At 63.6% G+C, this 13025-nt stretch carries 11 protein-coding genes; 4 read left to right on the top strand and 7 right to left on the bottom strand.

Features of this window, described 5'->3' with window-relative positions:
- Positions 1–3 precede the first annotated feature (3 nt).
- From BBA01S_RS48085 to BBA01S_RS13700, 7 genes are all read right to left on the bottom strand, one after another.
- Positions 4–393, bottom strand: coding sequence for a hypothetical protein (locus BBA01S_RS48085; RefSeq protein WP_245641494.1), 390 nt, complete (start codon positions 391–393; stop codon positions 4–6).
- Positions 394–613: 220 nt separating this feature from the next.
- Positions 614–1207, bottom strand: a complete 594-nt coding sequence (locus BBA01S_RS13725; RefSeq protein WP_027816960.1) for an IMPACT family protein — start codon at positions 1205–1207, stop codon at positions 614–616.
- 478 nt (positions 1208–1685) lie between these two features.
- Positions 1686–4403, bottom strand: a complete 2718-nt coding sequence (gene acnA / locus BBA01S_RS13720) for an aconitate hydratase AcnA (protein WP_027816959.1) — start codon at positions 4401–4403, stop codon at positions 1686–1688.
- 83 nt (positions 4404–4486) lie between these two features.
- On the bottom strand, positions 4487–5950 hold the full coding sequence (locus tag BBA01S_RS13715) for a bifunctional 2-methylcitrate dehydratase/aconitate hydratase (RefSeq protein ID WP_027816958.1): 1464 nt from the start codon (positions 5948–5950) through the stop codon (positions 4487–4489).
- 18 nt (positions 5951–5968) lie between these two features.
- Entirely contained in the window at positions 5969–6496 is a 528-nt protein-coding gene (locus tag BBA01S_RS41150; RefSeq protein WP_042297060.1) for a hypothetical protein, read from the bottom strand.
- A 255-nt stretch (positions 6497–6751) separates the two neighbouring features.
- Complete coding sequence (locus tag BBA01S_RS13705) at positions 6752–7753, bottom strand: HpcH/HpaI aldolase/citrate lyase family protein (RefSeq protein WP_027816957.1); 1002 nt, start codon at positions 7751–7753, stop codon at positions 6752–6754.
- A 172-nt stretch (positions 7754–7925) separates the two neighbouring features.
- A complete protein-coding gene (locus BBA01S_RS13700) occupies positions 7926–8909 on the bottom strand; it encodes a malate dehydrogenase (RefSeq protein ID WP_027816956.1) in 984 nt (327 codons plus the stop codon).
- 557 nt (positions 8910–9466) lie between these two features.
- Between BBA01S_RS13700 and BBA01S_RS13695 the strand changes: the two genes are divergently transcribed.
- The 4 genes from BBA01S_RS13695 to sdhA all read left to right on the top strand — a co-directional run bounded on the left by BBA01S_RS13695 (position 9467) and on the right by sdhA (position 13002).
- On the top strand, positions 9467–10285 hold the full coding sequence (locus BBA01S_RS13695; protein ID WP_027816955.1) for a GntR family transcriptional regulator: 819 nt from the start codon (positions 9467–9469) through the stop codon (positions 10283–10285).
- Positions 10286–10434: 149 nt separating this feature from the next.
- Positions 10435–10851 (top strand): succinate dehydrogenase, cytochrome b556 subunit, encoded by a 417-nt coding sequence (gene sdhC / locus BBA01S_RS13690; protein WP_027816954.1) that lies wholly within the window; start codon positions 10435–10437, stop codon positions 10849–10851.
- Between the two features lie 2 nt (positions 10852–10853).
- Complete coding sequence (sdhD, locus tag BBA01S_RS13685) at positions 10854–11222, top strand: succinate dehydrogenase, hydrophobic membrane anchor protein (RefSeq protein ID WP_027816953.1); 369 nt, start codon at positions 10854–10856, stop codon at positions 11220–11222.
- Positions 11223–11226: 4 nt separating this feature from the next.
- The gene (sdhA, locus tag BBA01S_RS13680) at positions 11227–13002 is read left to right on the top strand and encodes a succinate dehydrogenase flavoprotein subunit (RefSeq protein WP_027816952.1); all 1776 of its coding nucleotides are present in this window, start codon (positions 11227–11229) and stop codon (positions 13000–13002) included.
- Positions 13003–13025 lie beyond the last annotated feature (23 nt).

Genomic DNA, 13025 nt, shown 5'->3' with positions numbered 1-13025 from the left:
GCACTAGTCGACGCGATTGCGGTCGCGCGCCAGTATCGATACGTACACGGCGGTCGAAAAAATAATCACGAGTACGCCCGCCACGACCTTCGCGTGATTGAATTCCACGAGGCCGATCACGGCGATGGCAATGCCGGTTGCCGAGCCCAGCGTGCCAATGGCGGCAACGAGTATGCGCAGTTTGCTCCAGACACGATGGCGTCGTTCTGCGCCGGCGCCGGCTCTCAGTCGATCGAAAATCATGGCGGTTCTTCCCCGTGGACGACAACCGGCAGGCTCGTCATCGCTTGCTGCCCACCGGCCGACTCGAATCAGACTCGAATCGATTATAGCGATCGACGGATTCTGCGCTTTCAGCGAGCACGCGTCACGCGCGGTCAGGGAAGATTTCACGCGCTTTTGCGCGCGTTTAAGTTTGCCTTAATTTTGCGGGGCCATGATGGGTGCGTCGGATCGATTCGATAGTCGATTCGCGGTTGTTCTTCACGTCCCCTGTTAAGCCGTCGATCTTTATCGACGGCTTTTTTTTGCGCGCGCTTTTGCACGCTATCGAACGCTACGTTTGCAAGCGTGGCGAGGCATCGCCCCACAGCCCAGTCGTGCCCAGTCTTGCTCACTCGTGCTCGGGAAAGCCCGCGCGTCCCTGGGTGAGGTCGCGCAGCGCGGCGCGCGCGGCGTCCACGGCGGTCGCGGGCAACTGGATGGTGAGCCGCACGGTCATGGTGTAGCGGCTGTCCACGAGCGTGTATTGCGCCTGCTCGATCCAATGGCGCACATGGGTTTCTTCGGGATAGCCCACTTCCACCGTGAGCCGCGCCTGTGCCACGCGCTCGACGCGCGGCGCGTCTTGTAGCGCGCTCGCAATGGCGTCGGTGTAGGCGCGCACGAGGCCGCCCGCGCCCAGTTTCACGCCGCCGTAATAACGCACCACGGCGGCCAGCACGCCGTCCAGGTCGTGATGGCGCAGCACTTCGAGGATCGGCCGCCCTGCGGTGCCCGAGGGTTCGCCGTCGTCGGACATGCCGGACTGGCCGCCCGCGAGCAGCGCCCAGCAGACATGCGTGGCGGTGGGGTGTTCGTCGCGCAGGCGGCGCAGTTCGAGCATGGCCGCGTCGCGGTCGGCAACCGGGATCGCCAGGCCGATAAAGCGGCTCTTGCGGATATCCAGCTCCGCGCTGACGGTTGAGGCGAGGGTGTAAGTGGGCAAAGCAGGGGAGGCGGCGTGGACGAAACCACCATGTTAGCGGAAGCGGATCCTGCCGCTGCCAGCCGCTAGAACTGCGACCACAGGACGCGTCCCGGCATCTTGACAATATCTGTAATGGATTCTTGCGGCTTGTGCTAATGACGCATCGGAAGCGAGGCCCGATAATGCTGCTTGTGACGGGTCTAGCTCTGGCTGGGGCGATGCCGAACTCCTCATTCGGTGATCCGTCATTTACCGAATTCTTCCCGCTGCGCCCGATTTTCAGGCGGCGCGCGACTCCCCGAAGCATCCAAAAAAAATCCCGGTCGGGACGCCGTCCGTAGACCGGGGTTCATAAGGCTCGCCTGTTCTCAAGAGGCGATTTCACCTTACGCCCATCAAAAATCCGTCGCAACGCGAAAAAAAAGCCCGACTTGCGCCGGGCTCCAAGTGTGACCGCACCCGTTGCCGGGCGCGGCACCTGCAAAAAACGCCTTGCTTACGCTGCCAGCAGCGAGCGCAGCACGAACGGCAGGATGCCGCCGTGCTTGTAGTAGTCGACTTCGATCGGCGTGTCGATGCGCAGCAGCACCTGCACGCGCTGATCCTTGCCGTCCTTGTGGTGGATCACGAGCGTCAGGTCTTGCTGCGGCTTGAAGTCGTCCGTGAGGCCTTCGATGTCGAAGGTTTCCTCGCCGGTCAGGCCGAGCGACTGCACGCTGTCCGAGCCCTTGAACTGCAACGGCAGCACGCCCATGCCGACCAGGTTCGAGCGGTGGATGCGCTCGAAGCTGCGTGCGACCACGGCCTTCACGCCCAGCAGCTGCGTGCCCTTGGCGGCCCAGTCGCGCGACGAGCCCGTGCCGTACTCTTCGCCTGCGAACACCATCGTCGGCGTGCCGGCGTCGATGTACTTCATCGCTGCGTCGTAGATCGAGAGCTGTTCGCCGCTCGGCTGGTGGATCGTCAGGCCGCCTTCGACGCGCGTGCCGTCGGCCTTCGCCGGGATCATCAGGTTCTTGATCCGCACGTTAGCGAACGTGCCGCGCATCATGACGTCGTGGTTGCCGCGGCGCGAGCCGTAGCTGTTGAAATCGGCCTTCTGCACGCCGTTTTCCTTGAGCCACTTGCCTGCGGGCGAGTCTTCCTTGATCGAGCCGGCCGGGCTGATGTGGTCGGTCGTGACCGAGTCGCCGAAGATGCCGAGCGCGCGCGCGCCCTTGACTTCAGCGACTTCCGACGACGGCGTCATCGAGAAGTCCGCGCCGAAGAACGGCGGTTCGGCGATATAGGTCGACTTCGGCCAGTCGTAGACCTGGCCTTCCTCGCCCTCGATCTTGCTCCACAGGTCGCCCTTCTTCGTGAGCTGGCTGTAGTTCTTCTGGTAGACGTCCGCGTCCAGCGCGAACTTGAGCAGCGCGTTGACTTCGTCGCTCGTCGGCCAGATGTCGCCGAGGTAGATGTCGCGGCCGCCCTTGCCCTGGCCGACCGGTTCCGTCATCAGGTCGCGCGTGATGTTGCCCGCGATCGCGTAAGCGACCACCAGCGGCGGCGAAGCCAGGAAGTTCGCACGGATGTTCGGGTGAATACGCGCTTCGAAGTTACGGTTGCCCGAGAGCACCGCAGCCGCGACGACGTCGTTCTTGACGATCGACTCGTTCAGCTCCGGCGTCAGGTCGCCCGCGTTGCCGATACAGGTCGTGCAGCCGTAAGCCGCGAGTTCGAAGCCGAGCTTCGACAGGTAGGGCAGCAGGCCCGTCTTCGTCAGGTATTCCGTGACGATGCGAGACCCCGGCGCGAGCGACGTCTTGATGTGCGGTGCGACCGTCAGGCCCGCTTCCACGGCCTTCTTCGCGAGCAGGCCGGCGGCCAGCAGCACCGACGGGTTCGACGTGTTCGTGCACGACGTGATCGCGGCGATCAGCACGTCGCCGTTATGCAGGTTGACCTTGTCGGTCACTGCGTATTCGGCGGCCAGGTCGTCGGCCTTCTTGTTGAAACCGTTTTCCGCGACCGGCTTCGAGAACAGGTCGGTGAAGGTCGACTTCACGTTGCCGATTTCGATGCGGTCCTGCGGGCGCTTCGGGCCGGCCAGCGACGGCGCAACCGTCGCGAGGTCGAGCACCAGCGTCTTCGTGTAGTCGATCTCGCCGGCCTTCGGGATGCCGAACAGTTCCTGCGCCTTGAAGTAGTTCTCGAAGGCGGAGATTTCGGCTTGCGTGCGGCCCGTGCCCTTGAAGTAGTCGATGGTCTTTTCGTCGACCGGGAAGAAGCCCATCGTCGCGCCGTACTCCGGCGCCATGTTGCCGATCGTCGCGCGGTCCGGCAGCGACAGCGACGCCGTGCCTTCGCCGAAGAACTCGACGAACTTGCCGACGACCTTCTCCTTGCGCAGCATTTCGGTGATGGTCAGCACGAGGTCGGTGGCCGTGCAGCCTTCGCGCAGCTTGCCCTTCAGCTCGACGCCCACCACGTCCGGCGTGAGGAAGTACACCGGCTGGCCGAGCATGCCGGCTTCGGCTTCGATGCCGCCCACGCCCCAGCCCACCACGCCGATGCCGTTGATCATCGTGGTGTGCGAGTCGGTGCCGACCAGCGTGTCCGGGTAGTAGACCGTATCGCCGCCTTCAGCCTTCTTGTGCACGCCGCGCGCGAGGTATTCCAGGTTCACCTGGTGGACGATGCCGATGCCCGGCGGCACGACCTTGAACGTGTCGAACGCCTGCATGCCCCACTTCATGAACTGGTAGCGCTCGTTGTTGCGCTGGAATTCCAGCTTCATGTTCAGGTCGAGCGCGTCCTTCTGGCGGAAGTAGTCGATCTGCACCGAGTGGTCGACGACCAGATCCACCGGCACCAGCGGCTCGATGACCTTCGGATCCTTGCCGACCTGCTTGGCCACGCCGCGCATGGCCGCGATGTCGGCGAGCAGCGGCACGCCGGTGAAATCCTGCAGCACGACGCGGGCGACGACGAACGGGATTTCATCGACGCGCGACGCGTTGGGCTTCCAGTTCGCGAGTTGCTCGATGTGCTCTTCCGCGATCTTCTTGCCGTCGTAGTTGCGCAGCACGGATTCGAGCACGAGACGGATCGAAACCGGCAGGCGATCGATCTTCACGCCGAGCTGCTTGCCGAGTTGCGGCAGCGAGTAGAACTTACCTTTGCCGGAACCGCTGTCGAATTCCTTTAGCGTTTTGTGGAGATTGTGGGCCATGGTGTTTTCCTTCGTTTAATCGCGGAAATGACGCTTTACTCTTTACTACACGTAGCTGCGGTTGCTGAAAGCTGACTGATTGCTCAGATCACATACAAGTCGACGTACTCGTTCACCGGCATGGCGTCGAGCCGTGCCGCATCAAGCGAGACATCGAGAATCGCCTGCTGCTGCTTCGCGGGGAAACGGCGTGCGAGGTTGGCCTTGAACTTCCCGATCAACAGCGGGATACCTTCGTCGCGGCGGCGGCGATGGCCGATCGGGTATTCGACCACAATCTCCGGCAGCGTTGTGCCATCGTTCAGTTCGACGGTGAGCGCATTCGCGATCGAACGCTTCGCGGGGTCGTGGTAATCCTTCGTGAACTGCGGGTCTTCGACGCAGACCGACTTCGCGCGCAGGGCGTCGATGCGCGGGTCGCGGGCGACCTCGTCTTCGTAGTCGGCGGCGCTGAGGCGGCCGAACAGCAGCGGCACGGCGACCATGTACTGGATGCAGTGGTCGCGGTCGGCGGGGTTCGCGAGCGGCCCGGTCTTGTCGATGATGCGCATCGCCGCGGCGTGCGTGCGTATCGTGATCCGCTTGATGTCCTCAGCCGTCTTGCCTTGTTGCGCGAGCTGGCCGTGCAGCGTCATCGCGGCTTCGGCAGCGGTCTGCGCGTGGAATTCGGCGGGGAACGCAATCTTGAACAGCACGTTTTCCATCACGTACGTGCCGTACGGGCGCTGGAACCTGAACGGCTGGCCCTTGAACGAGACGTCGTAGAAGCCCCAGGTCTTCGTCGTGAGCGCCGACGGGTAGCCCATCTCGCCGGTCTTCGCCATCAGCGCGAGCCTCACGCCGCGCGAGGTGGCGTCGCCCGCTGCCCACGACTTGCGCGAGCCGGTGTTGGGGGCGTGGCGATAGGTGCGCAGCGCCTGGCCGTCGACCATCGCGAGCGAGACCGCATTGATGAGTTCGTCGCGTGTGAGACCGAGCATCTGCCCGGCCACGGCGGTCGAGGCGAGCTTGACGAGCAGAACGTGGTCGAGACCGACCTGGTTGAACGAGTTTTCCAGCGCGATGCAGCCCTGGATCTCGTGCGCCTTCACCATGGCTTCAAGCACGTGCCTCATGGTGAGCGGCGGCTTGCCGTGCGCTACGGCCGTGCGCGAGAGCCAGTCGGCGGTCGCGAGGATCGCGCCCAGATTATCCGACGGATGCCCCCACTCGGCGGCAAGCCAGGTGTCGTTGAAGTCGAGCCAACGGATCATCGCGCCGATATTGAAGGCGGCCTGAACCGGGTCGAGCTGGAAGGGTGTGCCGGGCACCTTTGCGCCGTGCGGGACGATCGTGCCAGGCACGATCGGGCCCAGCAGCTTGGTGCAGGCAGGGTAGGAAAGCGCTTCGAGTCCGCAGCCGAGCGTGTCGATCAGGCAATGCCGCGCCGTCGACAGCGCGAGCGCGCTGTCGGTTCCGTCGTCGGCCAGGCCGCTCAGGACGTAGTCGACGATGTCGACGAGAACCTGATCCGGCTGCGGCCTGACGTTGGCGATCGGAGCGGACATCGAGGCGTTCCGCGATCCTTACTGGCCTGCTGCGCCGCTTGCCGGTGCTGCGCGGTTCGCGGGGTTCAGGGCGTTTGCCTGAGTCGGAGCCATGGCGCCTTGCTGCATTGCAGCAGTCTTGCACTCGTCGGCCAGACGCGAGCTGTCCTTATCCGAGAACAGCATGGCCTTGGTCGGGATCACGACCAGGTCGAGGCCGGTGGCGGCGTCGTGGAAGCGGTCTGCGCCCGTCGTCGTCGATTGACGCGGCAGGTTGTAGTTCTTGTTCGCCCAGTGAACAGTGACGATCTGGTCACGCGCCATGTCGCCCTTCAGTTCGAACTGCATGCCTTCTGCGCAGCTCCAGTGTTCCGAGCCTTCCGGCACTGCGTCGACCTTCGCTTCCTTGGCGGGGTTGGCCTTGCGCTTGATGATGCGGTGCTTCGGTGCCGGCTTCGCGGGCTTCTTCGCCGTCGTCGACGTGCCTTGTGCGGCTGCGTCGGTGGCGGCCAGAAGCATCGTCGAGGACAGCGCGCCAATGATGGTAGCGATCAGCAATTTCTTCATGGAGTCGGACCTTTATGTCTCAAATCGGTTGAACAGTGCGCGGCCACAGGTCGTGGCCGCCGGTTGCACTGCGCGCGCCCCGTGAGCGCGCAGCGGACGCTATTTTCACCTATTTAGCGGCACGAAATTCAGTTTTTACGGACTGCAACAAAAATCCGCGGGCCGGTCTTGCGCAACGCATGGATAGCCTGACAGCGTGCGATCCGGTCGGGTTCCCCGCTGCTTTTCCCCGTTCTGTTTGCGCACGCGCCGCCATCATGCCGTGGCGTCCTCGCCGAACAGCGGCGCGGCCTCGGCAGGCACCGCGCGGCCGGTCGAGCGCGCGCGGCGCAGCACCGACCAGTAATACCGGTAGCTCGCGCGGTCGTGCAGCGTGTCGCCGTGGCGGGTCGGGCCCCACTGGGCGTGCTGCGCGGCCAGCAGGATTTCGGCGGCGGTGACGATTTCCTCGTCGCGCGGCGCGAAAGCGGCCACGATCGCCGGGATCTGCGCGGGATGGATGCTCCACATGCGCGTGTAGCCGAACTCGTTGCGCGCGCGCCGGGCGTCGTTCGCGACGATCTCCATGTCACGCACTTCGGTGCTCACGTTGTGTGACGGAACCTTGCCGAAGGCGTGGCAGGCCGCGGAAATTTCGAGCTTGGCGCGGCGCACGAGCGGGTGATCGAACTGACCGGGCGAGCGCATGGCGGTGTCCGGAATCGCGCCGTCGTGCGCGGACACGAAGTCCATCAGCCCGAAACTCAGCGACTGCACGCCGCGCAGCGCGGCCAGATCGAACGCCCGGGCGAGCGCGCCGTGGGTTTCGACCAGCAACTGGACGGGGATGGCTTGCTCGATGCCCAATTCGACGCGCGTGGCTTCGATGAAGGCGGTCATCTCGGCGGCGTCGCCCACGGCGCGGATCTTCGGCAGCATGATGAACGCCGGTGCGCGCTTCGCGGCGCGCAGGATCAGGCGGACGTCGTCGCGCCAGTGCGGGTGGTGGAAATCGTGGATACGCACGCCGACGCGCCCGAAGCGGTCGTGTTCGCCGCCCAGCAGCGAGGCGACGAGTTCCGCGTGTTCGGCCTCGTGGCCGACCTGGGCGCCGTCTTCGCAGTCGAGCGTGATGTCGAAAACCGGGCCCAGCTCCTGCTGCAACGCGAGGGACTTGAGCATCAGCTTCTCGCTGCCGGCGTAGTGATCGCACGCGGGCAGGAGAACAGGGGGGGCTTCGCCGTCAAACAACACTTCCGCGGGGAGGATGGCGCGCATCTTCGGCGTCAGGGGATGAGGGTTGTGGGAATGTTCTGATTCGTACGCGTCCTGCCAGCAGACAAGGCGCGTGCGGATCAGTGCGCGGGACGGGCGGCGTGCGCCGCCTGAACCCGCGCAAGAACCGGAACCCGCCGCATGGCAGCGCAGCCCCGGTTTGCCTGCATCGAGCTTACTTGAGCAGGTGAGCGACGCCTTCGCGCTCTTCGAGCAGCTCGTTGAGCGTGCCCGTCATCTTTTCGCGCGAGAATGCGTCGATTTCCAGGCCTTCGACGCGCTTGTACTCGCCGTTTTCGCAGGTCACCGGCACGCCGTAGATGATGTCTTCCGGGATTTCGTACGAGCCGTCCGACGGAATGCCCATCGTGACCCACTTGCCGTTCGTGCCGAGCACCCAGTCACGCACGTGGTCGATCGCTGCGTTGGCCGCCGAAGCTGCCGACGACAGGCCGCGCGCTTCGATGATCGCCGCGCCGCGCTTGCCGACGGTCGGGATGAAGGTGTCGCGGTTCCACACGTCGTCGTTGATCAGCGCGTTGAGCGACTGGCCTTCGACCGTGGCGAAACGGTAGTCGGGGTACATCGTCGGCGAGTGGTTGCCCCACACGGCGAGCTTTTCGATCGAAGCGACCGGCTTGCCCGACTTCGCTGCGAGCTGCGACAGCGCGCGGTTGTGGTCCAGACGCAGCATGGCGGTGAAGTTCTTCTTCGGCAGATCCGGAGCCGACTTCATTGCGATGTAAGCGTTGGTGTTGGCCGGGTTGCCGACGACCAGCACCTTGACGTCGCGGCTGGCGACGTCGTTGAGCGCCTTGCCCTGAACCGTGAAGATTTCGGCGTTGGCCGAGAGCAGGTCCTTACGCTCCATGCCCTTCGAGCGCGGACGTGCGCCAACCAGCAGGGCGACGTCGGCGTCCTTGAACGCAACCTTCGGGTCGTCCGTGATGACCACGCCCGCGAGCAGCGGGAAGGCGCAGTCGTCGAGTTCCATCACGACGCCCTTGACGGCAGCTTGCGCTTGCGGGAGGTCCAGCAGTTGCAGGATGACGGGCTGATCCTTGCCGAGCAGGTCGCCGTTCGCGATGCGGAACAGCAGGGAGTAAGCGATCTGACCTGCGGCGCCGGTGACGGCAACGCGCTTTGCGGGCTTAGCCATTGAAAATCTCCAGGAAGATGCGTTAGACGCCAGGGTAAAGCGCCATTCTATATGCGCGTTACGCGAAGCGTTCGTGAATCAGACGGCCCTTTTCCCGGCGTGCGTGCGAGGCCTTGCTGGGCCTGTTGCGCGCGCCGGCGGGCGGGCCGCCATGCCGGTAACCTGTACGACGAAGCTCGGGAATGAACGGGAACGCCCTGGACCGGGACGCCTGACGCGGGCCGCTTTGCGTGTGCCGACTCCTGCAACAGCTCGGCTGGGACGGTCCACAGGCGCGCCGCGCGGGGGAGTGCGCGGGCGGGGCGGATCGAAAACCGCTACTGCATGACTGCTAGAAGGAACAGCATGTGCAAGGCGGACTGCGGCGCATTTCACCACGATGTGGTTGCTGCCGGCGGCTCCCGTGTTTGACACGCGGTCGCCCGCAAACCCTTGCTCGATCGGGAGTTTAGGATTCGCAATGGGTAAAGTCAACACTATCTTATGTCTTATATAAGACATATCTGTTGCGACCAAAAGGGTAGATTTCAGCGGGGGTTTATGTTGAAATGCGCGCCATGAATGCGAACCCGGTCAGCAACGCGAATTCTTCCGCTCCCGACAGCGGCGCGCCTGCGTCCGCCTCCGCTTCTTCGACTGCGGCCCCAGCGGCCTCGCCGTCGCCCACCTTTAGTCCGCTCTATCAGCAGATCAAGGGGCTCATTACCCAGAGCCTCGAGACCGGCGAATGGAAGCCCGGCGAAATCATCCCCAGCGAAGTCGAACTGGCTGCCCGTTACAAGGTCAGCCAGGGGACCGTGCGCAAGGCGATCGACGAACTGGCTGCCGACAACCTGCTGGTACGGCGTCAAGGCAAGGGCACGTTTGTTGCGACGCACAACGAAGAACGCGCCCAGTTTCGCTTCCTAAGATTGCTGGCTGATGACGGTGCGGAGCATCCCCACGTCAGCAGGCTGCTGGAGTGCCGCCGCATGCGCGCCTCCGCCGAGATCGCGCGTCAGCTCGACCTCAAGCCCGCCGACCCGGTAGTGCTCATCAAGCGTCTTCTGCAGTTCGATGGCGAGAGTACCGTACTCGACGAAATCTGGCTGCCTGGCGGTATCTTCCGCGGCCTCACGGCCGAGCGTCTGGCGGAGTATAAAGGCCCGCTCTACGCCATGTTCGAAGCCGACTTCGGCACGCGTATGATTCGTGCAACTGAGAAGATCCGCGCCGTGGCCGCCGAGCCTGCCGTCGCCGACCTGCTCAATGTTCCGGCTGGTTTCCCATTGCTTTCCGTCGATCGGGTGTCCTATACCTATGGAGACCGACCGGTCGAGGTGCGCCGTGGATGGTATGTCACAACCGGGTACTACTATCAGAATGACTTGAGTTGAGAGGGCGTCCGCAGGGACATGCGGACACTTCCCCACGCGCCTGTCTTTACGCGCGCGCATCAGCGGTTAGCAGGGCTGATTTCGCTGCAGCGCGAAAAGAAATGGCGGTAAAATTGCGTATTAGTGTTAACACATAGTAGGGGTCTAGCATGGCAGAAGCCGCAAAAAAACCGAGGCCGGAATACCGGAACATCGGCATTGGGCAGATTTTGTTCGCATACCGCCTGCCGTTGGCCGGTCGCGTATCGATCGGCCACCGCATCAGTGGTGTGCTGTTATTCCTGTTCTTGCCTTTCCTGTTGTTCCTGTTGGATCAGAGCCTCACATCGGAGCTTAGCTTCGAAGTCTTCAAGGGCTTCCTTTCCAACATCATCGTCAAGCTCATCGTGCTGGTCCTCGGGTGGGCGTTCCTCTTCCATTTCTGCGCTGGCGTGCGCCACCTGCTCATGGACTTCAACCATGACCTCGCGGCTAAAGAAAAGGGCAAGTCGACGTCGCTCGTCGTTGTTGTCCTCTCCACGATCCTCACGGTTGCCTTCGCGGCAAAACTCTTCGGAGCGTTTTAAGAATGTCGGCTAAAAACGGTATCGGTCCGAAGCGCCTTGTCGTTGGCGCTCACTACGGCCTGCGCGACTGGATTGCCCAGCGCGCGACCGCCGTGCTCATGGCGATCTACACGATCGTGCTGCTCGTGCTGTTCTTCGGCGCACACGACTTTTCTTATGACGGCTGGGCGTCGATTTTCTCCGCCCAGTGGATGAAGCTCGCGACGTTCGTCATGCTGCTCGCGCTGTTCTATCACGCCTGGATTGGCGTGCGCGACATCTGGATGGACTACATCAAGCCCGTCGGCCTGCGCATTGCGCTGGACGTGCTGACGATCGCCTGGCTGCTGGGCAGCCTGGGCTACGCCGCGCAGATTCTCTGGAGAGTGTAAAAGAATGGCTGCAATCAAGAATTCTCTGCCGCGTCGCAAGTTCGACGTGGTCATCGTCGGCGCGGGCGGCTCGGGGATGCGCGCGTCGCTGCAACTGGCGCGTGCTGGCCTGTCGGTCTGCGTGCTGTCGAAAGTGTTCCCGACGCGTTCGCACACGGTCGCTGCTCAAGGCGGCATCGGTGCATCGCTCGGCAACATGAGCGAAGACAACTGGCATTACCACTTCTACGACACGATCAAGGGTTCCGACTGGCTCGGCGACCAGGACGCGATCGAGTTCATGTGCCGCGAAGCACCGAACGCCGTCTACGAACTGGAACACATGGGCATGCCGTTCGACCGCAATGCGGACGGCACGATCTACCAGCGTCCGTTCGGCGGCCACACGGCCAACTACGGCGAAAAGCCGGTGCAACGCGCCTGCGCGGCGGCTGACCGTACCGGTCACGCACTGCTGCACACGCTGTACCAGCAGAACGTCGCAGCGAAGACCACGTTCTTCGTCGAATGGATGGCGCTGGACCTGATCCGCGACGCCGAAGGCGACGTGCTCGGCGTGACCGCGCTCGAAATGGAAACGGGCGACGTCTACATCCTCGAAGGCAAGACCACGCTGTTCGCCACGGGCGGCGCAGGCCGGATCTTCCAGGCATCGACCAACGCGTTCATCAACACCGGTGACGGCCTTGGCATGGCGGCCCGTTCGGGCATCGCGCTGCAGGACATGGAGTTCTGGCAGTTCCACCCGACCGGCGTGGCCGGCGCGGGCGTGCTGATCACGGAAGGCGTGCGCGGCGAAGGCGGCATTCTGCGTAACTCGAACGGCGAGCGCTTCATGGAGCGTTACGCTCCGACGCTGAAGGACCTCGCACCGCGTGACTTCGTTTCGCGTTCGATGGACCAGGAAATCAAGGAAGGCCGCGGTGTCGGCGCGCACAAGGATCACGTGCTGCTCGACCTGTCGCACATCGGCGCAGAGACGATCATGAAGCGTCTGCCGTCGATCCGCGAAATCGCGCTGAAGTTCGCCAACGTGGACTGCATCAAGGAACCGATCCCGGTCGTTCCGACGATTCACTACCAGATGGGCGGCATCCCGACCAACATCAACGGTCAGGTCGTCGGCACGCCGAAGGGCCACGAAGAAGTCGTCAACGGCTTCTACGCTGTCGGCGAATGCTCGTGCGTCTCGGTGCACGGCGCAAACCGTCTGGGCACGAACTCGCTGCTCGACCTCGTGGTGTTCGGCCGCGCTGCCGGCAACCACATCGTCAAGCACGTGAAGGAGCTCAAGGAGCACAAGCCGCTGCCGGCCGATGCTGCTGACTTCTCGCTGGCTCGTCTCGCGAAGCTCGACAACTCGACCTCGGGCGAGTACGCGCAAAGCGTCGCGAACGAAATCCGCGGCTCGATGCAGAAGCACGCTGGCGTGTTCCGTACCTCGGCGCTGCTGGCCGAAGGCGTCAAGGACATCGCGCAGGTCACGGAACAGGCGAAGCACATTCACCTGAAGGACAAGTCGAAGGTGTTCAACACCGCGCGCGTCGAAGCGCTCGAAGTGGCGAACCTCGTGGAAGTTGCGCAGGCAACGATGGTCTCGGCTGAAGCCCGTAAGGAAAGCCGTGGCGCGCACGCACACAGCGACTACGAACACCGCGACGACGAAAACTGGCTGCGCCATACGCTGTGGTTCAGCGAAGGCAACCGTCTTGACTACAAGCCGGTTCACATGAAGCCGCTGACCGTCGAGTCCGTGCCGCCGAAGGCGCGTACGTTCTAAGGCACACGCCAGTCAAAAGGAAT

The organism is Paraburkholderia bannensis NBRC 103871 (genome assembly GCF_000685015.1).
Taxonomy (GTDB): domain Bacteria; phylum Pseudomonadota; class Gammaproteobacteria; order Burkholderiales; family Burkholderiaceae; genus Paraburkholderia; species Paraburkholderia bannensis.
Note: the sequence above shows the minus strand (reverse complement) of the source record. Positions and strands in the feature narration are given on the sequence as shown.